Source organism: Terasakiella brassicae, from assembly GCF_014641495.1.
GTDB classification, from domain to species: domain Bacteria; phylum Pseudomonadota; class Alphaproteobacteria; order Rhodospirillales; family Terasakiellaceae; genus Terasakiella; species Terasakiella brassicae.
This window is the reverse complement of sequence record NZ_BMHV01000003.1, coordinates 1-22,906: the sequence shown is the minus strand read 5'-3', so window position 1 is coordinate 22,906 and position 22,906 is coordinate 1. Positions and strand designations below refer to the sequence as shown.

Genomic DNA, 22,906 nt, shown 5'->3' with positions numbered 1-22,906 from the left:
TGTTATTTATTAACTTCCAGCGGCTTGGCTGTCTTTTTAGACATCAGCTTGCTATAGGCAATCAGCGTTGCAATCAACATGATTACCATCCCGGCATAATAAGGCGCATCACGCCCGATCTGTGCAAACAGAACACCGGCCAGAACCGGTCCCAACACACGGGACAAGGTTGACGCAGAACGGCTTGCCCCCATGACACCGCCGCGCTCTGTCTCTGAAGCTTCAAACGAGATCAAGCTGTTTAGTGATGGTGTGGACAAGGCAAAACCAATCGCCAACACCATTGTCGCCGCCATCAGCATGGGTACAGTATGGCTTAGCGGAATAAGACCCAGCCCAGCCCCCAGAAACAAGGTTCCCGCAACCACCAGCTTTCCTTCGCCAAATTTTTTGGACAAGCGACCGATCAGCCCCCCTTGAATAAGCGCACTGATAATTCCCAAAAAGGCAAATAAATATCCGTTCTGTTCCGGCCCCCAGTCAAATTGGCGGCGTGTCCACATGGCAAATGTGGTTTCCATACCGGCAAAGACAAATGTGCAGACAAACGACAATCCGATAAGAAAACCCAAATGCGGGCGCGACAATGTTTCAAAGAAAGACTTCCAATGCTTGCGCGGGGGTAAGGCAGCAATTTTTGCACGGGTTTCATCTGTCATGGACTCTTTTAATTTCACCAACGCAATCACAAACGCGATTGCGGACAGTCCGGCGGCACACAGGGCCGGAAGCTGGAAATTCGCTGTCGCGGCATCCGGTCCGGCCAAGACGCCCCCGATAGCTGGTCCCATAATGAAGCCCAATCCAAAAGCCGCTCCAATGACCCCCATGCCTTTTGCCCGGTTTTCCGGGGTCGTAATATCCGCGATATAGGCAAACGCCGTTGCAATGTTGCCCGCCATAAACCCGTTAAAGGCCCGTGCGAGGAACAACATCGTCAAGGTTTCAGCAAAGCCAAGCCACACATAGGTAATGATGGAACCGAGCAAAGAAAACAACAAAATAGGCCTGCGCCCATAACGATCACTCAGGCGCCCTAAAACAGGGGCCGATATCAACTGTGTCACCGAATAAGTCGCCAACAAAAGCGTCACAACATCAGGACTTGCATTAAAGTGTTCCCCAAAAAACGGCAACAAGGGAATGACAATGCCGAAACCGACCAGATCAATAAAGACGACAAGAAATAAAACAAACATGCGGGGTTCTGCTTTTGCTGGAACTATTTAAAACTTAGGACTTATGCAGGGGAATTTTGGCTGAATAAGGGCAAGAACGCCTTTTTTAGCGTTGTGTGAGCTTCAGTTCAATACGGCGATTGCGTCTTTTTGCGATTTCATCATGTCGTCCATCCAAGGGCTGAAATTCACCAAAGCCGGTCGCCGCCAATCGTTCCGGTGCAATTCCGTGTGCAATCAGTTCTTTGACGACAGAAATGGCCCGTTGCGTTGAAAGTTCCCAATTGGAGGGGAATTTGGCCGTTGCAATCGGCACATTGTCCGTATGCCCATCCACCCGTAAAATCCAATCAATTTTTGCCGGAATTTTTTGCGAAATCTCCAGTAATGTAAGCGCCAGTTGCTCCAATTGCGCTTTGCCAGCCTCACCAAGTTTGGCTTCACCGGAATTAAACAGGACTTCCGATTGAAAGACAAAGCGATCCCCCACAATTCGAATCCCGGACCGATTGCCCAAAACCTTGCGCAACTCACCAAAAAATTCAGATCGATATTTTGATAATTCCTGTACTTTGGTGGCAAGGGCCGCGTTTAGGCGTTTGCCCAAAGATTTAATCTGTGCTTTCTGGTCATTGTTCAGCGCCTCGGATGCATCCAAGGCTTCTTGGATCGCACTTAATTGTTCGCGCAAAGCCGCCATTTGTTGATTGAGCAAAGCCCGCTGCGCGCGTTCACTTTCCGCGATCTTACGTTCCTCAATCAGCTGCCCATCTTTCTGTTCCAGCTTGGACGCTTGTTGTTGCACTTCTTTGGTTAATTCTTCGCGCAACGCTTCAAGGGCGGCTACATCTTGTTGCAGCTTCGCCACTTCCGCCAGTTTCAGTTCTATTTTTTCTTTATCGGCTTCAATCGTTTGGAAGGCGTCCGCAAGGCGTTCATTCAGTTGCTGGTTCTTATCTTCCAGACCTTTTAATTTGAGAGAATATTCATCGCGCAAACGCAGGGATGCCTGCAATTCCTGTGATAATCCAGCCATATTGGTGCGTAAATCCTTATTGGCCTTACGTTCCAAATTCAAAAGTTCCGTCAACTCACTCATATCAGAGCCGAGCTTTTCCAAGGCACTTTCTCGCCCAGAAAGGGTTTCATTTAAAAAGACCTGCGCGAGAACAAAAATCATCAAAAGAAAAATAATGACCATCAACAAGGTTGCCAAGGCATCCACGAACCCCGGCCAAATGTTATCCTGATGAATGCGTCTGCGCCGCCCAAATGCCATCCTAGCCGTCCTTGGCTGCGATTGTACGGGCCAACAGTCGAATTTCCTGACGAACTTGAGAAATCACCTCTTCGCGCCCACCGCTGATTTCTTCAATCAATTTTTGCGCATAAATATCGATATTGCGCAAATGACTGCGGCTGCTTTCGTCCAGCCCACCACCAGCATTGCCGTGCGCAATTTTTTCCAAAATCGCCTTCTGCGCCAACTGGCCTTCCGCCAATTTTGCCATTAAGGCTTGTTCTGTGCGCATCGTGTCACTTAAAGTCCCCAGTTTGGACGTCAGTTCCATCATCTGATTGGTGGTTTGAGATTTGTTTTCTTCACTGCGCGTCATGGTGCGTTGTAGTTTTTCCAAACTATCTGCGGTCTGTTCTAGTAAGGCTTGTACATAAGCCGGGACAGACTGATCCCCTGCCGCATCTGAAAGCGCCCCACTGGACAATCGCGTCTGACTGGCAAGCCAATCTTCCAGATCGGTGTAAAAACGATTTTGCGATTGCCCTGTTTGTAAATCCAGAAAACCCAGAACCAGTGACCCGGCCAACCCGAACAAGGAAGAACTGAACGCTGTTCCCATTCCCTCAATCGGGGCTTCCAGACCGCGTTTCAATTCGTTGAAGACCACACCAAGGTCACCACCATTGCCGATGGTGATATTACTGATAACATCACCAATAGACCCAACGGTACTCAGCAATCCCCAGAACGTCCCCAACAGACCAAGAAAAATAAGCAACCCGATATTATAACGGGACAAATCACGTTGTTCTTCCAAACGGGTCGCAATCCCATCCAGCAGTGAACGGGTAGACAAAGCCGATAATGTAAACTGTCCGCCTTCACGCTCGCGCAACATGGTGGCCATGGGTGCCAAAAGGCGCGGCGAACTGTCGGAACGCACACCCGGACGATCCGATTTAAAATCTTCAATCCAGCGCACTTCCGGGTCCAGCATAAGGACTTGCCGGAAATTGTTAAAAATCCCGATTAATAAAACACCCAAGATCAAACCGTTGAGCGCGGCATTGGCAAAAAAGGCATCCTGTAATTGCCCAAACAGCAAAATGGCTGCGGCCACAACAGCCAACAGGAACAAAACCATCCGAATGAGATAACGTTTGGGACGAGTCATAGGAGGCTCCACACCTGAGTTTACATGATTGGATTAGCGTGGCGTAATTTCAACATCCACACGATCAAACGGTTCTTCCGTGGTCTTGTTGCCCAAGGCACGGACATCAATGCGTGTACTTTGTACGCCTTGATCAATCAAATAAGAGCGCACAGCCAAAGCCCGCGACAGGGACAAACGACGCGCTTTACTGGCAGACAGATCTTCCCCGCCGGCATAAGCCTGCAACTGAACACGGTCATCGGGATGACTGCGTAAATCTTCCGCCATTTTTTTCAGGTCTGTCTCGACGCTGGACGGCAGCTTGCTGCGACCGGACTGGAAAACAACACGAACAGCAGCTTCATTTTGCGTGGGCAAAGAGGCCGTCGATGTTTTATTACCACTTTCTGCAGAAATAGCAGAGGTTACGTCTTTGGGTTCAATTGTCGTACTCGGCGGCGGGGGTGGGGCTTCCGCCATCACCGTTTCAGGGGCCGGTTGTGGTTTTTGTTCCACTTTCGGCGCTTCTGCCACTTTCGTTTTTTCAGCAATCGGTTTCGGTTCAGCCGGTTGCGCGGCCTCTACCTTTTTTTCCACTTTCGCAATTTCTTTAGGTGCTGTTTCAACAACCTGACTGGGAAGCGGGGCCTTCGCGACTTCTTTTGCCGGGGCAGCTTCAACCACTTCGGGTTTGGGCGTCACTTTAACCATCGGTTTGGGTGCCGTTTCAGCAACCGCGACACGCGCCACCGGGGCTTTCGGTGCTGCAACCGGTTTTTTCAATGTAATCTTGGAGGCTGGTGCAGCCGGCATTTTCAACATCGGCTTTTCACCGAGATCCGGGGCTTGCACCAACAAACGGGATTTCGGCGGTGTTCCTTGTGCCGGAAAATCAGGCTCGTTCAAGGTAACGGCTGCGCGTGGTTGTACCCCTTGCGGCAAACCATAAAACTGTGAACGCGGCATTTGCGCCGGGGGCATTTTCGTTGAAACGTACGGGTTTATACCGGATGGTGAAGGTGCACGCACCCCACGGTCGTCAAGAACGGACAAGTCCACCACGACATTATTATCAAAATTTGCCAAAATCTGTGCTTGCGCAACTGTCCCTAGCGTCATTGCGCCCAGAAAAGCCGAACAAAGAAGAACCTTACGATAACCAGTCCATTTACCCATAAAACCATACCCCCGTGAGTGGGGTACTCCCACATGCATAAAAATCGAATTCAAACAAGATACCCAAGGTTTGACTTACAAACAACCATATAAGCCAAAAAAAAGGCCCCTTTCAAAATGAAAAGAGCCTTTTTATATATTCGATCAACTCAGGCGCGTTTTCTTGCATCCCGGAATGTTTTCAAAAGCAAGTTATGCTGGAATTCATTCCCACAAACAACATTGCCGCTTTCCAACATTTTCTGGCGGGCATCAAATTCAGAGACAAAACCGCCCGCTTCTTTCACCAGCAAAATCCCGGCGGCAATATCCCACGGCTGCAAACCTGTTTCCCAGAACCCGTCATAACGACCGGCGGCAACAAAGGCCAGATCAAGCGATGCCGCCCCAAAACGACGCACACCGGCAGACACTTTCATAATGGCTTCCAGTTCATTCAGGAAACGGCCATGATCGCCACGCCCGCGAAAAGGAATGCCTGTCGCATAAACGGCTTCATCCATCGTACGACGACCGGAAACGCGTAAACGGCGGCCATTCAAAAAGGCGCCTTGCCCGCGTTCGGCCCAGTATTTTTCATCAGTAATCGGGTTATAAACCATACCGGCAATGATTTGGCCGTTTTCTTCCAAGGCAATTGAAATTGCGAAATGAGGAATGCCGTGCAAAAAGTTCGTTGTGCCATCCAACGGGTCAATGATCCAGCGTTTGGTCTCGTCTTCCCCTTTGATCTCGCCGCCTTCTTCCAGCAAAAAACCAACTTCAGGGCGAGCTTTGGTTAGTTCTTTAATCAGGATTTTTTCAGTACGGGTATCCGCTGTGCTTACGAAATCCGCCGGTCCTTTTCGGGACACCTGAAGGTTTTCAATTTCACCGAAATCACGCAACAAACCGCGTGAAGCAGCTTCAACAGCTTTTGCCATTACATTGATCGTGGCAGAACGCACAGCCATAACATCACCGTATATATAAATTCAAGGAGCAGGTTTCAAAGCCTTGCCAGCTTCGGGCAGGGCGAAGCGAGACGTTTACTCTTTTACGCGCGCAGATGCAAGACCAATGTTTGTGCTTTTTTGCTAAGACAGAAAATCACGCAACATGGCAATTAAGGGGACATCCGCTGCCGGCATGGGTAACTCCACCATCTTGTGCGGATAGACCCATTTCAGTTTTTGCCCTTCTTTTCCATGCGGTTCCCCTTTCCAGACGCGGCAGAGATAGAGCGGCATAAACAGATGAAAATCATCATAGGAATGGGACGCAAATGTAAAGGGAGCCAAACAGCTTTCAGAAATATCGACCCCCAATTCTTCGTGCAATTCACGCACCAAGGTGGCTTCGGGTGTTTCGCCCTCTTCCACCTTGCCGCCGGGGAACTCCCACAATCCGGCCAGTGATTTACCTTCCGGGCGTTGTGCCATCAAGACACGCCCGTCTATATCGACCATTGCAACAGCAGACACCCACACGGCTGGCAAACCATGTTTGGTGACCTGCATGCCATAACAGCCCATATCATCGTCTTCAATCAAAGCCATGTGATTTTACCCGCTATTCTTTTTTATCAATCAGGAACGATAATCTGCGTTGATCGTAATGTAACCATGCGTCAAATCACAGGTCCAAACCGTGGCTTTGCCTGTCGCAATCCCGACATCCACCAACACGTCGATTTCCTGACCTTTCATATGGGCGGCAACCGGACCTTCGTCATAATCGTCGACGGCCTCGCCTTCACCCGCGATCATCACACCCCCCATCGAGATTTGTAATTTATCGCGGTCTGCTTTTTCGCCAGCCTTGCCCACTGCCATCACAACACGGCCCCAATTGGCATCTTCCCCGGCAATCGCTGTTTTAACCAGCGGTGAATTGGCAATTGCCAGCGCAATGGTTTTCGCGGCCTTGTCATTTTCAGCCCCAGTCACGGTCACAGTAATAAACTTACTTGCCCCTTCGCCATCGCGCACAACTTGCTGGGCAAGATCGATCATCAATTCTTCAAAAGCTGCCTTGAAATCGGACAAGGCAGCATCGTCATAAGATGTAATCTCATCATGGGCAGCTTGATTGGTCGCCGCAAACAAAACGGTATCGCTGGTCGATGTATCGCTATCCACCGTAATCGCATTAAAGGATTTATCAGTTGCATCGCGCAAGACAGCCTGCAACACATCCGGGGCAATTTTCGCATCGGTAAAGATAAACGACAACATGGTTGCCATATCCGGTGCAATCATACCGGACCCTTTCGCAATCCCGGAAATCACCACATCGACTCCGTTAATTTGAACGGTTTTAGATGCCGCCTTGGGGAAGGTATCCGTTGTCATAATCGCCTTGGCCGCCGCTTCAAAATCCGCTTCGCCCAAATGATCCTTCATCTCCGCCAAGGCATTGGTGATTTTGCTATCCGGCAACGGTTGACCGATCACCCCGGTCGATGCTGTGAAAATTTCTTCCGGTGTGCAATTAAACACATCTGCGGCTGCCGTCACAATCCGCTCAACCGAGGCACTGCCCTTTTTACCGGTAAAGGCATTGGCATTTCCTGAATTGACGATCATACATCGCGCCTGACCTTTTCCTGCTTTCAACGCTGCCCGACACGCATCAACGGGGGCCGATGCGGTCAGTGACTTTGTAAACACACCTGCAATGCTGCTGCCTTCAACAAGTTCCGCCACCATTAAATCGGTACGGTCTTTATATTTGACCCCAACCCCACGGGTCACAAAACGCACACCGCTGACAGGGGAAATTTCAGGAAACTGTTTAGGCGCAAGAGGAGAAATGTCAGTCATATGTCAATGCCTTTAAAATAAAGCATCCCCGGCGCAATACCGGGGATGATTGAGACGTTGTTCAATTATCCGGACGGATTATTCGTCCATTTTGATCTCTTTTCCAGCTTCGTCAAACATTTTGATTTCAGCTTTTTTACGCAGGCCTTCGATGTAGGATGTCACCGCATCATTTGCGAGGTCACCTTTAATTTTGTCTGCGACTTCTTCCAGTTTCGGTGCCTCGGAAACGCGGAAAGCTTCCGCCTTGATCACATGGTAACCAAACTGCGTTTTGACAGGTTTTTTAGAAAAATCGCCTTCTTTCAAATCAAACGCCGCCAATTCAAATGCCGGTACCATTTGACCTGCACCAAAGAAACCGAGGTCGCCACCGTTCGGGCCGCTGGGGCCTGTGGATTTAGTTTTGGCCAATTCCGCAAAATCAGCCCCGCCTTCAAGTTCCTTAATGACAGCTTTGGCTTCATCTTCTGTTTTCACCAGAATATGACGGGCATGAACCTGCTTTTCCGGGTTAAAGGATTTGACCATTTCGTCATATTTGGCTTTTATTTTTTCATCCGTGACCGCTTTGTCTGCATAAGCCATCAGATACTGACGCTGCAACACATGCTCTTCGATGCTTTGCATGCGTTTTTTAAATTCGTCTGTTTTATGGATGCCTTCCATACGGGCTGTCGCCGCAACCAGTTTACGATCCGCAATAGAATTGACCAACAAGCCTTGAATGACTTTCAGCGGCATCGCCTGTGCCTGACCGCCCATCGCACGCTGTGCTTCCAACAGTTCGGAATAATAAATGTCAGCACCGTTAACAGTGGCAACGACACGGTCATTGCCTGCAACAGGCTTGTCTGCAGCAAAAGCAGGCAAAGCGACGATCAGTGCGCCAGCAAGAACGAAACTGCGAAAGGTTGTTTTCAGCATGGAATTGAGACCCCCAGAAAGGTTAGATAAAAAAACTCTAACGGGCATAATGCACATCCCATTGGACTAGTCCAGCCTAGAAAAGTAACAGGTTTGTAACATGGTCGTTTTTTTGCCCCAATTTTCGCCATATTTGACCAAGTCCAATTGACAGAGAAGCCCATTCCTTCTATCTCTGTGCGGTCGTGAACGGTATTCCACCATTTTTCCTAGGGGATTTTCATGTTTGGCGCTATTGCCCGCAAGCTCTTCGGCACTGCAAATGAACGTTACATTAAAGGTCTGCAAAAATACGTCGATGATATCAACGCACTTGAGGCAGAGATTGAACCCTTAAGCGATGACGCGCTTCGTGCCCGCACCGACTGGCTGCGCGAACGTGTCGCAAACGGTGAAAAACTGGATGACGTTTTGGTCGATGCCTTCGCCACGGTCCGCGAAGCCGCCAAACGCACACTGGGACAGCGCCATTATGATGTACAGCTTCTCGGCGGGATCGTTCTGCACCGGGGACAAATCGCAGAAATGGCCACGGGCGAAGGTAAAACACTGGTTGCCACGTTGGCAGCTTACCTGAATGCTCTGGATGGAAAAGGCGTTCACGTTGTGACCGTCAACGATTACCTGGCCAAACGCGACTCCGAATGGATGGGCAAGGTCTATAATTTCCTCGGTATGACGACATCTTGTATCCTCAATGAAATGGGGGACAAAGAACGTCAGGATGCCTATGCTTGCGACATCACTTATGCGACCAACAACGAACTTGGCTTCGACTATCTGCGCGACAATATGAAATTCACGCTGGAAACCATGGTTCAGCGTCCCTTTAATTTTGCCATCGTCGATGAAGTCGACTCCATCCTGATCGATGAAGCACGTACACCGTTGATCATTTCCGGCCCCAGCGACGACAGTTCCGACCTGTATGGCGCGGTCGATGCGATTATCCCGAATTTACAAGAAGACGACTACGAGAAAGACGAGAAGGTTAAGTCAATCTCGCTTTCTGAAAAAGGTGTCGAAACCGCAGAAGAACTTTTGCGTCAGGCCGGGCTTTTGGAAGCTGGCGGTCTTTACGATCTGACCAACGTTTCGCTTCTTCACCATGTAAATTCTGCCTTACGCGCCCACCATATTTTCCAAAATGGCGTGGATTATCTGGTTAAAGACGGCAAAGTCATGATTGTGGACGAATTCACAGGTCGTGCAATGGAAGGCCGTCGTTATTCAGATGGTCTGCATCAAGCTCTGGAAGCCAAGGAAAAAGTTACCGTCCAACAGGAAAATCAGACGCTTGCCTCTGTTACCTTCCAGAACTACTTCCGACTTTATCCGAAACTGGCTGGCATGACCGGGACAGCCATGACCGAAGCCGGTGAATTTGCAGAGATTTACAAGCTCGAAGTCGTGGATATGCCGACCAACCGCGTTATTTCGCGTAAGGATTATGACGACGAAGTTTATCGTACACGCGGCGAAAAAATTAATGCCATCATCGAACAGATTGTCGAATGCGTTGAACGCAAGCAGCCGATCCTCGTCGGGACAGTTTCAATCGAACAATCCGAAGAGCTGGCAGCGGCTTTGAAAAAGCGCAAAATCAAACACGAAGTTCTCAACGCCAAACAACACGAGCGCGAAGCCTATATTGTGGCCCAAGCCGGGGTTCCCGGTGCCGTAACGATCGCCACAAACATGGCAGGTCGCGGAACGGACATTCAGTTGGGTGGTAATCTGGACATGCGCGTTCAGACAGAACTGGGTGAAAACCCGAGTGATGCTGAAATCGAACGTCTCAAAAGCGAAATTGCCGAGGCCAAACAGGTTGCACTGGATGCAGGCGGTTTGTTCGTCTTGGGCACAGAACGCCATGAAAGCCGCCGAATTGACAACCAGTTGCGTGGTCGTTCCGGTCGCCAGGGCGATGTCGGTGCCTCTAAATTCTTCCTGTCACTGGAAGATGACCTGATGCGTATCTTCGGGTCCGAACGTATGGACGGCATGCTGAAAAAACTCGGTCTGGAAGAAGGTGAAGCCATCGTCCACCCGTGGATCAACAAGGCACTGGAAAAAGCGCAACAGAAAGTCGAGGCCCGAAACTTCGACATGCGTAAACAGTTGCTTAAATTTGACGATGTTATGAATGATCAACGTAAAGTGATCTTTGAACAACGTCGAGAAATGATGTCGACCGAAGACGTTTCCGATCTGATTAAAGATATGCGTTATGATGTGATCGAAGATATCGTCGACAAATGTATCCCGGAAAAAGCCTATGCGGAACAATGGGACACAGATTCACTGCACGAAGAAATCACACGCGTCTTCAACATCGATCTGCCCGTCAAGGAATGGGCCAAGGAAGAAGGTGTTGCCGATCAGGAAATCCGTGACCGCATCACCGATGAAGTGGATCGCAAAATGGCGGCCAAGGTCGTAAATTACGGCGAAGACATCTGGCGTTCTGTTGAAAAAAGCGTCCTTTTACAGCTGCTTGACACTATTTGGAAAGAACACCTGCTGGCCCTTGATCACCTGCGCCAAGGTATTGGCTTGCGTGCCTATGCACAACGTGACCCGCTGAATGAATATAAACGCGAGGCCTTCAACCTGTTTGAAGAGATGCTTTCTATTTTGCGTGACCGTGTTGTTTCTCTGCTGGCACATGTGGAACTGCAAGTCGGCTCCCCTGAAGATGAGCTTGAAGCGTTCAACCGCCATGAAGATCAGCAAATGACGGAAAGCCGCCAAGATCCGGCAATGGCGAACCAGCAACCGGAGTCACCGGAATATGGTACGGCAACCGTGCGCACCAATAAACCGTCTGAAAATATCGACCCGAATGATCCAGCTACATGGGGGAAAGTTGCCCGAAACGCCGCTTGTCCTTGCGGTTCCGGCAAGAAGTTCAAACACTGTCATGGCTAAGTTTCTAAAAGGTGGCGCATACCTCGCCGCCTTTCTTACCTTCACCGGCAATGCCTTCGCCCACGGTCATTTGACTGAAAAAGGCGAACAGTTATATATGCAGTTCTGCGCCGAATGTCATGGCGCAGAAGGCGATGGGAACGGCCCGGCTGCCGGAAATATGTCACCACCGCCGGCAAACTTGTTACAAGCCATGCAAGGTAAGATCATATCGGATGAATATCTGATGTGGACCATTCGCGAAGGCGGCGAGAACATTCATACCGATATGCCCTCGTTTGAAAAACGCGATAATATTTCCGAAGACGATGCCAAGGCTATTGTCCAGTATCTTTGGCATGCGTTTAAATAAACGGCGTTAACGGATCGGCATGGCATACATCAACCCGCCCTTTTGCCACAAATTGTTCAAGCCGCGTTCTATTTTCAATTGGCTGCCACTGCCAAGGTTGCGTTCGAAAATTTCGCCGTAATTGCCTTGTGCGCGAATAACGTCATATAACCAGCTATCCGGTAAGCGCAGGGCTTTGCCAAAACCACTTTCGCCCCCCAGCATAAAACGAACCGCATGATTATTTAAGCGCCGCATCTCTTCCACATTGCGGCGCGTTACACCGCGTTCCTCGGCTTCGATTAATCCATAAACAAGCCATTTGACGATATCGTACCATTCACGGTCATCATCACGCACTACCGGCCCCAAAGGCTCCTTAGAAAGCGTTGCCTGCAACAAAACATAATCGTTTGGATTGGGCGCAGAAAAAGTAAGAATCGCCTGAAGTGCCGAACGATCCGCCGCATAAAGATCACATTGACCGGAAAAGAAAAAATTGCTCAACCCCTCACGGGAATTAAACACTTTGATCTTGATCTTACGTCCGGAGCTATGGACATACTCCTGAACGCTTTCCAACGTTGTCGTCCCGTTTGCCACACACAAGGTGGCCTCCTCAACCTCAGAAAATGCTGTATAACCAATTGATTTATGGGCGAGAATTCCCAATTGGTCATAATATGTCACACCGGGATAATCCACACCATAAGCAATATCACGCGTATAAGTCCATGTTGTCGAACGCAAAAGAATATCAATTTGTTGCGCACTCAGTGCACTGAAACGGGTTTGGGCATTCAGGGAAATAAACTGAACTTTCTCGGCACTTCCTAAAACGGCAACCGCCAGCGCCCGGCAGAAATCAACCTCAAACCCGACCCAGCGTCCGTGTTCATCCACATAGGCAAAGCCGTAATTTTGTTCATCTACGCCACAAATAAGGTAATCGCGTTCGCGCACATCATCCAAGGTAGACGCATAAGAAACGGGTCCCTTAAAAAAGAATATCCCACCAAGAACAAACAACAAAAATAAACGCATGCGCCCCTTTGTCTCCTTCCCCCGCTATAGATACATTTAATTTACGGTATTTTTCATAAAAACAAAAGGACAGGGATTTAGCCCCCTTTTCCTTCCCCCCCCCACATACCGTTTCAAAAATCAGTAGCTTCCCTACGTTTCATAAAATATGATCAGTCCATATTCGTCCTTTCAACAATATGCGTTCAAAAATATGACTCTCGCGGACTGGATAGAACAATTGCCCTTTCTAAATCAGCTTACGGCTGACGAAAAAAGACGCCTTGAGACAGACGCGCAACTTGTTGAAGTTCCCTCTCACACCAAACTTTTTTCCCCCGGTGATGAATGCGGGGCATTCCTGCTTGTCATTGATGGCAGTGTGCGTGTCCAAATGGTTGGTGACAATGGGCGTGAAATTGTTCTTTATCGCGTGGAAAGCGGGCAGACTTGTGTTCTGACAACAGCCTGCCTGCTTTCCCATGAAGCCTATAATGCAGAAGCCCTGACCGAAGAAAAGACAACGGCAATCGCCCTGCCCGCACGTGCGTTTCAAGAATTCCTGGCAACCAGTAACGGGTTTCGGGATTTGGTTTTTGCAAGCTATGGCCAGCGTATTTCAAGTCTGGTTCTGCTTGTTGAAGAAGTCGCCTTTAAACGTATTGATGTCAGACTGGCACAATTTATAGCCCGGCATAAAGACAGCAATGGGGTTGTCAAAAAAACCCATTACGATCTCGCCGTCGAACTTGGTTCCGCCCGTGAAGTCATCAGTCGCCAACTGAAAGAATTTGAAAAAAAAGGCTGGATCGAACTACACCGTGGCAAACTGATTGTGAAAAAGCCGGAAGACCTTAAAAGCTTTATTTCACACCATTGTGACTAAGTTACAGAACACTTTATTCACCTTTGTTAATGTATCCCCAGAGATGACAATTACATATTCTGTTGGGAGTAGATTACATGAACAAAAACGTTGGTTCTATCGACCGTATCATTCGCATTATTGCTGGCATTGGCCTCTTGGCATTTGCACTGGTCGGTCCGGAAACCGGTTATAACTATCTTGGTTTCATCGGTATTGTCCCGCTGGTAACCGCATTGCTCGGTTGGTGCCCGGCTTACACATTGTTCGGAATTAAAACTTGCAAAATCTCTGATTAAGAATTTTTGATCCAGCAAAAAGAGTTCTGATTTTTACTGCCCCCTCAAACCGTAAAGATCAAACACAAGAAACTGCAAGGCGAAAGTCTTGCAGTTTTTTTGCTTGAAATTGACAGATATTAGGGCTCTATTCCTTTATAAGAGGCTATATCTGTGTAAGAATAATTAAAACTCAAAATTTCATGGATCTGCGATGAAAAATCGGGAAATTAAAATTGCCTATTTGGTTGCTGTTCTCGCAACTCTGGCCTCGATTATCTACGGGGGCTTATCTTATAATAAAACAAAGAATAATGATCTTTCCCATAAAATACAGATGGTTATCGTTCTCATTCATGAGCAACTAGAGAACCTGAAACGAACCGCCTACGACAATAGCTATTGGGACGATACAATTGACAAAGCTCTCATCGCGCGAGACCGACAATGGGCCGATGGCAATATTGGACAATATCTTTTAGATACGTTTGGCTTATATCATACGCTGTTGTTTGATGGTCAACACAACTTGATTTTCACCTTCGGTTCAGCTCATTCAGAATTAACCAACACATTGACAAGTCATCCGGTATTTAGAACAGCGGTGGTGCAAACCGTCTCGCAAAAACGAAATTCCCCACAAGCCAGCGGCTTTTACTTTCAAAATAAAGAGAGCGTTTATCTCGTTGCGACCAGCGCGCTTACCCGTGAATCGGCCACAGGTTCCCGAACAGAAGACGAAAAAGGCTACCTGGTCCTACTGAAAGCAATAACCCCCACTGATCTCGCCAAAATCTCGAAGAATTTTGCAGTTACAAACCTTTCCCTACAGCCAAACCCAGATCAAATAAAATTTGATGTGCTTGATGATGCAAGCCAGTCCAGCTTCCCCCTTTATTTCACCCCCAAAGGCTATTCTTTCATCGACTTGATTTGGAACCTTCTGCCTTTTCTGATTACCATTTTGTCGTTGATCTATCTCCTCAGCGTTATTCAACGTAAATCTATACAATCCCAAAAACTTAATCGCGATTTGGAACGGGCCAATACTGAGCTTGCAAGCTTCAACAAAAGGCTGGAAGAGCAGGTTCGGCGCCAGACCGTTGAAATCATGGAAAAGGCGGAGAAATCCGAACAAGCCAACCGCGCAAAATCAACTTTCCTATCCAGTATGTCACACGAATTGCGAACGCCCCTGAATGGAATTTTAGGATTTGCCCAAATGCTTGGGTTGAATAAAGATCAAAACCTGACAGCGAAACAAAAGGCATGGATTACCCAGATCGTTGATTCCGGGCGGATGCTGCTTGATATTGTCAACGATGTACTGGATCTTGCCCGCATTGAAAGTGGTCGCGCCGTTTACCAGCCCGAAATTTTTCAACCCCGTGACGTGTTTAAAGAATGTTTTGATATTGTCGAACCTATCGCAGGCGCACGTCATATCAGCCTGAGCGGACATCCCGAAACAGACCTTTATGTCTATGTAGATCGCAGCAAATTGAAACAGGTTTTGCTTAATCTGGTCAGTAATGCGATTAAATACGGCAATGACGATGGTTATGTCAGATTTGGTTGCCGGACCACCGACAATCAATATATTGAACTTTATGTCGAAGATAACGGCAAAGGCATCCCCGAAGCTGATCTCCCTCACATCTTCGAACCGTTTCGCAGGGTCAAAGAAACCACCACGCACGTTGAAGGCACAGGTGTTGGCTTGGCAATCGTTCAAAAAAACCTTGAACTGATGGGCGGGGAAATCAAAGTGGAAAGCACCTTGGGCGAAGGGAGCCGTTTCAGCATATACTTAAAAGCATACAACGCAGACTACTCCCCTGCCCCGGATAACGAGGACGCCGCCCGTTAAGCGGCAACCTCGTCACTCATTTCATATTTAAGCGAACTGAGCAAATAATCATGGATCGGGTTTTTAACCTCTTTCATGGTAAAGGCGTGCGGCAGACGCTCTGGTCTGACAATAACGGATCGTTCAATTAATTCCTGAATACGCTCACTATCATCAAAAGCACTTTTACCGATTAACAGCGGTTCCCACGATTTACCCGATTGCCAATAAAAATAGGCTTTCGCCAATCCCCGTAAATAGAGGTAATCCTTCGTAAAACCACCGCCACGAAACACCCGAACAACCGTTGTGAAAATATGGTCGTCCATTTCCGGATATTCTTCCATCAGCATACTGTAAGTGCGCTCAAACGAATGTCCATCCAGCAAATAACGTACCGCAATCACACGCAAAGCCAGAACCTTAAGTCGTTTTAACGACATATTACCGGACAAATATTCCGCCAGGACCGCAATGCCTTCCTGCGTTTCGGTTGAACCGGGCAAACCAAGACGAAACAGGCTTAACGGTTGTTGTCGCGCATTGGCTGATGTCAACAGATGGACACCGACCTCGTGATGCTTCAACGCCTGTGCGGCCTTGCGCGTCATGTGGCTCCCGCGTTTAATCAAAACACGGAAATTCGCATTATCGACCATGGCCCCGGCAACAAGACGACTGCTGAGCTTAACCGGCGCATCCAGTTTGTAATAGTCGATTTCTTTTTGCAGCAATGCAGCGACATCGTTGTCACTGACAAAATCACGATCTTCTGTTTCATCCTTCAGCTCAGGGGCATGCAGCAGAAAACGCGCATTGTCCAAATCGGCCCGGTCCGGTTCCCCATAATAACGCAGTGAATTATAGAGACAGCCTTTGCTGCCAATCGCCGACAAAAGGTCCACTTTAGTCGACAAACCATCAATGGCCCGGCGATACAGGGTTTGTACCGTGACATCGCCAATCTCTTCGATCGGTAAACGAAAGAGTTTTTCTTTGACCAAAAACGGATCAATATCCAGCTTGCGATATTTAAAGACCGGTTCGTAGCGTTCTTTGCGGGCAAAAAACCGCTTGCGTTCCTGATCAATATTAATCGGGTTAACATACAGCAGGGTTTCCATTGATTTGGCAATGCGAAACAGATCCCGATCCACCTGACGGGTGACCGGTTCAATCTGGGATGACAGCATATCGTGACGATGCACCGTGCTTTTCTCTGTCCGCTTGTTGGCAAAGAAAGCGGCATGTTCCAAAATAACTTTGGTGAACCCGTCTTTCAATTCATTGAAAATCTGCGGATAAAGCGTTGCCGTTTTCTCTTCACAATAAAATTTACGAATTTCAATCGGCAAACATAAAGCCTTGGCGGATAATTCACGTGTACGCGTTGCCAGATAACCTTGTCCCAAAAAGACTTCATCATGCGCGGCACGGACTGTTTCACCGGTAATTGAAATTCGATCAAGCTGACGCAACATAAAATTCACGTTGCTGCGATGTTTACGCATATCAATTTGGGCCGTACCGATATTAAAGCTCGGTGCGGCAGTTCCGCCTTTACGTTCCCCGTTATAGGAATGAACGTCATAGACCACGCAAAAACCATGCTTTTTAATCAAGGCCTGCACCGCCGCGTCAAACACCTTGTAAAACGCACGATGCTTTTCAATGGAACGATGGCTTAGCTCTTCTGGCAGTTCGCGGCTCCAGACTTTTTTACCCCATGCCGTTTGATAGACACAATCCAGCTCATTGCGGTTCAGGTCATATTCATAACGACTGTCAAACGCAATAATTCGATTGGGATAACCGCTTATCAGATCGCCAGTATGCGGATCTTCTTCATAAAGGCGTTCCGCTTCATCCAGCAAACAAAGCGGGCGTAGTTCACTTGCAAAACGATGCCCGTTATGAATAGCCGCACAGATATAAGGAAACTGGGGATCAAATGCAATTTCATAAGCCCCGCTGGCTTCACGCGCCTCCAGACTTTCGCCTTTATGAAGGCGCGCGATGATGTCCTCAACTTTCGTCGACTGCATCTTCGATCAACCTTCTATACTGGTTCTTGCGCGCCATCAGCACTTCTTTGGCCGTCACCACAGATTCCACAAAATCAATAACCTTGGCTTGCAAGCGCACACGGTTCAAACGGTTGATCCGCGTGATCCCGCCGGGGCTGAGAACATTAACTTCAATCAGCTTGCCGCCAATGACGTCCAAACCCACAAAATACAAACCATCGCGCACAAGTTTGGGACCAACCTGACGACAGAGTTCTTTTTCTTCCTTCGTCAGGGTGTGTTTAACCGCCTTACCGCCTGTTGCGATATTGGAACGGGCTTCGCCTTCGGCCGGGACGCGTTTCATGGCCCCGATCGGTTCCCCGTTCAGCATCAGAATACGCACGTCCCCTTTTTCCGCACCGGGGACGAATTCCTGTAAAATGACATATTGATCGGAATTGGCACCAAGATAAAAATCCAGCAAAGAGCGAAAACTGCTCTTGGATTTTTTCTCGACAATAATCACACCTTGCCCGCCAAAACCGTTGAGTGGTTTCAGAATCATTTGTTCCTGATCAGATTCCAGCAGGACCTTTTCCAGATATTCCCGGTTTTTGGACACATGGGTTGCCGGCACAAACGTGCTGTTCGGATCATACAGGGCAGCGGTATAAATTTTATTATTGGCAATACGCAAGCCATTGATATCGTTACAGATGAATGTATCATCTTTAACAGAATCAAGGAAATTCAACACCGTTACATCCAACGGTGGATTGGCACGCATAAAGATCACATCAAAACCGGACAACGGCAACAAACGCTTTTTGAAAGTTGCCGATTTATGGAAATGTTGTGCCGAACGGGTATAGGACTTGCGTTCAATCACAGAACAAAACGCATGTGCCACCGTTTCACGGATCGTCAAATTCGTCGGCGTTGTCACCGCCACAATATGGCCGCGTCCAACCGCTTCGTGAATAATACGCAAAGTCGTATCGCTTTCCGGGGAAATGCGTTCCCACGGATACATCAGAAAACAAATTTTGATGGGGCGATTAAAAGTTGTCATTTAAATTCCAATCACGAACAACTTGAAACACACCTACTACCAATAATGATAAGGCGAGGCGCTATTTAGGGACTGCGCAACAGGATGGCAAGAACTTTTTACTTATTATGTGAAATAAAAGAAGGTTCGCTATTGAACTTATGATTACACATTGCATTTTTTCTTAAAATTTTCAAGAAAAAATAAAAAACACAATTTACAAACACAACGTAACGCACGCGCAATTCAGGCTATTTTAAAGTAAATAACAAGTATTAAAATTCACAAAATAATCGAAAATACATTATAAATAATAAGAAAAATCACTTTCTCATTTAGAAGTAACACGGCTTCACCTACCTATTCTTAGGTCAAATTGACTTTAACCAACCCCATAAATCAAACGATCCTTTTCGCAAGGTGCGCTTTACATTTTAAGAGTGAGACATAACTTTAAAATATCATGGGCAATGCCCTCATTCACCTCTCGATTACTATCTCACCCGAAAACATCCCATGTATTCCTTGACATATCTTCAATTTAATTGATGAATAAGCATTATTTAAAACCTTTACGGCACTTTTTAAAATGGCAATAAAAATCAGAATTGCAAAATCGGCTAAAGAACTGAATGATGTCTACCGTCTGCGCCATAGTGTCTATAAGGCGAATGATTTTTTTCAAAACACAGCCCATGACTACATCATCGACCTTTACGATTCTGTACCAAACAGCATTAACATTATCGCCTATAGTGAAGAAACCGCCGTTGGCACCATGCGCGTGACGCTCGAAAATGAAATTGGCACTGCCGCCGATGAATCTTTTGACTTCACGCCTTACAAAGATAAAATCCGCCAACAGGCATTTGACGAAAACGCACCGCCCCCTGTTTTTGCCAGTTCCGGCATGTTGGCAATCGCCGAAGAATGGCGCAATCGACGCGATGTTTTCCGGGCCCTTTTGCGTATGGCGGTTGATGTCGGGCATTCCCTGAATGTCAGCCATATTATCGCGACCGTAAACGCCAGTACAATTGGTATTTACAAACGTCTGGGCTGGGAAATCCTGTCCGATGAAATTTGGATAGAAGAGATCAACAGCCATATCGTCGCCATCGCCACACCGCTGGCCAATATGTACGACTGGGCCTTCAATATGCTGGCAGAACAAAAAACGCTACTGGACCATTTCAGCGGCTGTTTCCGATGGTATCTTTTGGATGGCGGGACAACGATTTTTCAACAAGACAGTCACGGCGACAAAGCCTATCTCATCACCAAAGGTGGGGTCGATATTGCGTGCCGTTATAAAGAAAATGCCGAGCTGCTCTCGTTGGCGAAACTCGGTCCCGGCGATATGTTTGGTGAATTGTCATTGATTGATGAAGCGCCTCGTTCAGCCAGCGCAACCACCATTGGCAACACCGAACTGTTGGTGATTGACCGGGAAACCTTCTGGCAAAAGATTCAGGAAAACGCCACCTACCTGCGCGACCTGATGGAGATTTTATCCAAACGCCTGCGTTCTGCCGACGAACGCGCCTTGCTCTATGCCTATGCCTCACTGGAAGAACGCATGGCCTATTTCACCAAAAGTTTACGCCAAAGCGCCATGATTGACCCGAAAAACCCCAATCAACGTATCGCCAAAGTCACAACGACAGATTTCGCCTCTATGGCCCTTGCCACACCAGAAGAAGCCGAAGCGCATCTTGCAAAACTGGAAGCACAAAACCTCATCAAGCGCAGCAAACATGCCATCACCTTTGTCGAGAAAGATTGATCAATGAAAGAGAATAAAGCCAGCATCACGGCCTATACCGTTCTGCAAGGCATTATGTATATCGCCCGGCGCACACCTCATCATTATCTCATTTCACCAGAGGCGATAGAGCTCGGCGAAAAAATCCTCTCCCACTCACCAGAAGGTCAAAAGCGACTGGCACAAATCAATAAACCGGGCTTTACCCTAGGCGTCAAACTGCGCGAATATCTTTTATTACCCGGCATTACCCTGCATTATGCCTTGCGTAAACTTTCTATAGAAACACATACGCGAAAAGCTCTTGAGGACGGCGTTAAACAAGTCGTGTGTCTTGGTGCCGGATTTGACAGTCTCGCCCTGCGACTGGCAAAAGAAAACCCGGATGTCTCCTTTATCGAAATCGATCATCCCGATACTCAGCAGTTTAAGGCACAAGCCTTAAAAGAGGCCGAACAAAGCAATCTGCACTACCTCAGCATCGATTTCACCCATCAAAATCTCGAAGACCGCCTTGCCGCCTTCAACGCCTTTCAAACAGACATCCCGACACTTTATATCTGTGAAGGCGTGACCATGTACCTGAGTGATGACGAAATCACCCATATGTTTAACGCGATCCGCACCCTAAGCGGCAGCGGCACCCGCTTCCTGTTCACCGCCCTTGAACCACAAGACAGCGCGGACAACAACACCCGAAAACTTCTGCAAATCTACCTGAACATAATCGGGGAGCCGATCAAATGGGATATGGAAAAAGGCAACATAAAACCCTTTCTGGAAAAACAGAAATGCGACCTGCTGGCCTTGGACGGCACCGATCAATTCAAATCCCAATTCCTAAAACCCGACGACCATCCCGCCTTACATTATGGCGAATATCTGGTCTCTGCCCTTTTCCACTAGGGATTACTTGCAAGTCACGTCAAAGAGTGCGGGTGAGCTCGCAAGAAATCGCTATATTTAAGATTAGACATTCTTCATATCAAGATACCCGCGCTCAATAGCGGTTTCCAAAGCTTGAGTTGCTTTCAAGGTTTCTTCATATGTATTTCGCAAATCAGCTAATTCTTGAATTTGCCCGTTGTCCGGCAACCCTTTTTTTGCAGCAAGGGTTACGTGAAAAAGCTGTTTAAGGTAAGCGGCTCTGCATTTTGCCACAAGACGAAAAACAGGTTCCAAATCTTCTGATGATAACTCGGGGATTTCAGGATTTATGACAACTTGATTAATTTCACGAATTGTCTTGTCCATTTTCAATTTGATGCGACCAAGTTGAGCATCCTGCATTTTATAACCCTTTCATCAAAAACGAAATAATCATTTCCATGTTACAAACAAGCAATTAACAAAATGATAAGCAATCAGACCTTTTTGATCACAATTTAAAAGTCACTGGCGCGCAGGAATGAAAGTCCGAGAAGGTTCTGGATATACTGCGGGGGATGCAGGCAGGTTTCGGGGTGATATGGGGTGGAACTTTATAGATAATACTAAAACTCCAAAATAGAAGTGTGATAATTTTAACCTTTACAACTTGATAGCGTTCGCCGCTTGGGTTAAATTCACGTCACAGAAACCTCAGGAATGTGAGCTAAATGATTTTTCGGAAATATTTCTTTATTGTCCTTTTGATTGCTTCTGCATTTATTAATTTGAATGTCTATGCCCAAGAAAAGGGAGCGAGTGTAAAACCAGATACCGCCTCAATAGATAAAAGAAATAATCTCACCTTTATTAATCGTTTGCTCGACCGGATAGATTATCAGCAAAATAACAGTTCTCAAGAGCTGTTGCGACTAATGGAAAAAACAGTCAACTTCAGATACAAAACCTGCAGGCAGTGATAATATCTCAAAATCAGAGAATTGACGAACTCAGAAAGATTGTTCAAAGCAACACGAAGAGCTTACCTAATAATGAAAATTATTTTGGTGCTTGGGTTAGTATCCTGTTGGCTGCAGTTACCGTTGTAGTTACTGTTTTCGGTGTTGTTATTGCGATATTGTCGTTCTTTGGATACAGAGAAACCCTGAAAAAAGCTACTGAAGTTGCAGAGGAAAAGGCGACTGAGACTGCCGGAGCTGCTGCTAAAGCAGAAATAGAACGACTTGTTTCTGCTGGGGAGTTTAATGATAGCATTGAGCTTGCTGTGGATAAAGTCGTTTACAAAGGCATTATACCTGGAAACCCAGCTGACTGGGATAATGGACCCGTCCCCTAAAACTGGAGAGCACCTTCTGTTAAACTGAGATTTACAGGAGGAATAAATGAGTCTCAAAAAATCTGATGAATTTAAAAGCGAAGCCGTCCAGCTTGCACT

General features: G+C 47.4%; 21 protein-coding genes. 9 read left to right on the top strand and 12 right to left on the bottom strand.

Annotation, left to right across the window (positions count from 1 at the left end; all coding sequences use genetic code 11):
- Positions 1-2: 2 nt before the first annotated feature.
- From IEW74_RS02440 to IEW74_RS02405, 8 genes are all read right to left on the bottom strand, one after another.
- Positions 3-1,199 (bottom strand): MFS transporter, encoded by a 1,197-nt coding sequence (locus tag IEW74_RS02440; protein WP_188661037.1) that lies wholly within the window; start codon positions 1,197-1,199, stop codon positions 3-5.
- 85 nt (positions 1,200-1,284) lie between these two features.
- Positions 1,285-2,457, bottom strand: coding sequence for a peptidoglycan -binding protein (locus tag IEW74_RS02435; RefSeq protein ID WP_188661034.1), 1,173 nt, complete (start codon positions 2,455-2,457; stop codon positions 1,285-1,287).
- Between the two features lies 1 nt (position 2,458).
- A complete protein-coding gene (locus IEW74_RS02430) occupies positions 2,459-3,592 on the bottom strand; it encodes a flagellar motor protein MotA (RefSeq protein WP_188661031.1) in 1,134 nt (377 codons plus the stop codon).
- A gap of 33 nt (positions 3,593-3,625) precedes the next feature.
- Complete coding sequence (locus IEW74_RS02425) at positions 3,626-4,750, bottom strand: OmpA family protein (RefSeq protein WP_188661028.1); 1,125 nt, start codon at positions 4,748-4,750, stop codon at positions 3,626-3,628.
- Positions 4,751-4,899: 149 nt separating this feature from the next.
- Complete coding sequence (locus IEW74_RS02420; RefSeq protein ID WP_188661025.1) at positions 4,900-5,703, bottom strand: inositol monophosphatase family protein; 804 nt, start codon at positions 5,701-5,703, stop codon at positions 4,900-4,902.
- 123 nt (positions 5,704-5,826) lie between these two features.
- The gene (locus tag IEW74_RS02415; RefSeq protein WP_268233796.1) at positions 5,827-6,249 is read right to left on the bottom strand and encodes a (deoxy)nucleoside triphosphate pyrophosphohydrolase; all 423 of its coding nucleotides are present in this window, start codon (positions 6,247-6,249) and stop codon (positions 5,827-5,829) included.
- Between the two features lie 69 nt (positions 6,250-6,318).
- Positions 6,319-7,554 (bottom strand): bifunctional glutamate N-acetyltransferase/amino-acid acetyltransferase ArgJ, encoded by a 1,236-nt coding sequence (argJ, locus tag IEW74_RS02410; RefSeq protein ID WP_188661021.1) that lies wholly within the window; start codon positions 7,552-7,554, stop codon positions 6,319-6,321.
- Positions 7,555-7,632: 78 nt separating this feature from the next.
- Complete coding sequence (locus IEW74_RS02405) at positions 7,633-8,481, bottom strand: peptidylprolyl isomerase (RefSeq protein WP_188661018.1); 849 nt, start codon at positions 8,479-8,481, stop codon at positions 7,633-7,635.
- A 222-nt stretch (positions 8,482-8,703) separates the two neighbouring features.
- Between IEW74_RS02405 and secA the strand changes: the two genes are divergently transcribed.
- Together secA and IEW74_RS02395 are read left to right on the top strand one after the other, a co-directional pair.
- On the top strand, positions 8,704-11,412 hold the full coding sequence (gene secA, locus IEW74_RS02400; protein ID WP_188661014.1) for a preprotein translocase subunit SecA: 2,709 nt from the start codon (positions 8,704-8,706) through the stop codon (positions 11,410-11,412).
- Positions 11,405-11,764, top strand: a complete 360-nt coding sequence (locus tag IEW74_RS02395; protein ID WP_188661012.1) for a c-type cytochrome — start codon at positions 11,405-11,407, stop codon at positions 11,762-11,764. The genes secA and IEW74_RS02395 overlap by 8 nt, the downstream gene beginning before the upstream one ends.
- A 6-nt stretch (positions 11,765-11,770) precedes the next feature.
- Here the strand turns inward: IEW74_RS02395 and IEW74_RS02390 are convergent, their stop codons facing one another.
- Positions 11,771-12,787: an amino acid ABC transporter substrate-binding protein gene (locus tag IEW74_RS02390; protein ID WP_188661010.1), complete on the bottom strand. Its 1,017-nt coding sequence runs from the start codon at positions 12,785-12,787 to the stop codon at positions 11,771-11,773.
- 193 nt (positions 12,788-12,980) lie between these two features.
- Between IEW74_RS02390 and IEW74_RS02385 the strand changes: the two genes are divergently transcribed.
- The 3 genes from IEW74_RS02385 to IEW74_RS02375 all read left to right on the top strand — a co-directional run bounded on the left by IEW74_RS02385 (position 12,981) and on the right by IEW74_RS02375 (position 15,779).
- Entirely contained in the window at positions 12,981-13,652 is a 672-nt protein-coding gene (locus tag IEW74_RS02385) for a Crp/Fnr family transcriptional regulator (RefSeq protein WP_188661007.1), read from the top strand.
- Between the two features lie 77 nt (positions 13,653-13,729).
- Positions 13,730-13,930 (top strand): YgaP family membrane protein, encoded by a 201-nt coding sequence (locus IEW74_RS02380; RefSeq protein ID WP_188661003.1) that lies wholly within the window; start codon positions 13,730-13,732, stop codon positions 13,928-13,930.
- Between the two features lie 193 nt (positions 13,931-14,123).
- Positions 14,124-15,779, top strand: a complete 1,656-nt coding sequence (locus IEW74_RS02375) for a sensor histidine kinase (RefSeq protein WP_188661000.1) — start codon at positions 14,124-14,126, stop codon at positions 15,777-15,779.
- Here IEW74_RS02375 and IEW74_RS02370 read toward each other — a convergent pair.
- Together IEW74_RS02370 and gshB are read right to left on the bottom strand one after the other, a co-directional pair.
- Entirely contained in the window at positions 15,776-17,803 is a 2,028-nt protein-coding gene (locus tag IEW74_RS02370) for a flavohemoglobin expression-modulating QEGLA motif protein (RefSeq protein ID WP_188660997.1), read from the bottom strand. The two genes, IEW74_RS02375 and IEW74_RS02370, sit on opposite strands and share 4 nt — an antisense overlap.
- Positions 17,784-18,839 carry a glutathione synthase gene (gene gshB, locus IEW74_RS02365; RefSeq protein WP_229734211.1) on the bottom strand — a complete coding sequence of 352 codons (1,056 nt, stop codon included), beginning with the start codon at positions 18,837-18,839 and terminating at the stop codon, positions 17,784-17,786. The genes IEW74_RS02370 and gshB overlap by 20 nt, the downstream gene beginning before the upstream one ends.
- 568 nt (positions 18,840-19,407) lie before the next feature.
- Between gshB and IEW74_RS02360 the strand changes: the two genes are divergently transcribed.
- Both IEW74_RS02360 and IEW74_RS02355 read left to right on the top strand, forming a co-directional pair.
- Complete coding sequence (locus IEW74_RS02360; protein ID WP_188660994.1) at positions 19,408-20,604, top strand: N-acyl amino acid synthase FeeM domain-containing protein; 1,197 nt, start codon at positions 19,408-19,410, stop codon at positions 20,602-20,604.
- Positions 20,605-20,607: 3 nt separating this feature from the next.
- Positions 20,608-21,489, top strand: coding sequence for a class I SAM-dependent methyltransferase (locus tag IEW74_RS02355; RefSeq protein ID WP_188660992.1), 882 nt, complete (start codon positions 20,608-20,610; stop codon positions 21,487-21,489).
- A 63-nt stretch (positions 21,490-21,552) separates the two neighbouring features.
- Here IEW74_RS02355 and IEW74_RS02350 read toward each other — a convergent pair whose 3' ends face one another.
- On the bottom strand, positions 21,553-21,873 hold the full coding sequence (locus IEW74_RS02350) for a hypothetical protein (RefSeq protein ID WP_188660989.1): 321 nt from the start codon (positions 21,871-21,873) through the stop codon (positions 21,553-21,555).
- 308 nt (positions 21,874-22,181) lie between these two features.
- Between IEW74_RS02350 and IEW74_RS02345 the strand changes: the two genes are divergently transcribed.
- Positions 22,182-22,430, top strand: a complete 249-nt coding sequence (locus IEW74_RS02345) for a hypothetical protein (RefSeq protein WP_188660986.1) — start codon at positions 22,182-22,184, stop codon at positions 22,428-22,430.
- Positions 22,431-22,537: 107 nt separating this feature from the next.
- Complete coding sequence (locus IEW74_RS02340) at positions 22,538-22,807, top strand: hypothetical protein (RefSeq protein WP_188660983.1); 270 nt, start codon at positions 22,538-22,540, stop codon at positions 22,805-22,807.
- Positions 22,808-22,906: the final 99 nt, after the last annotated feature.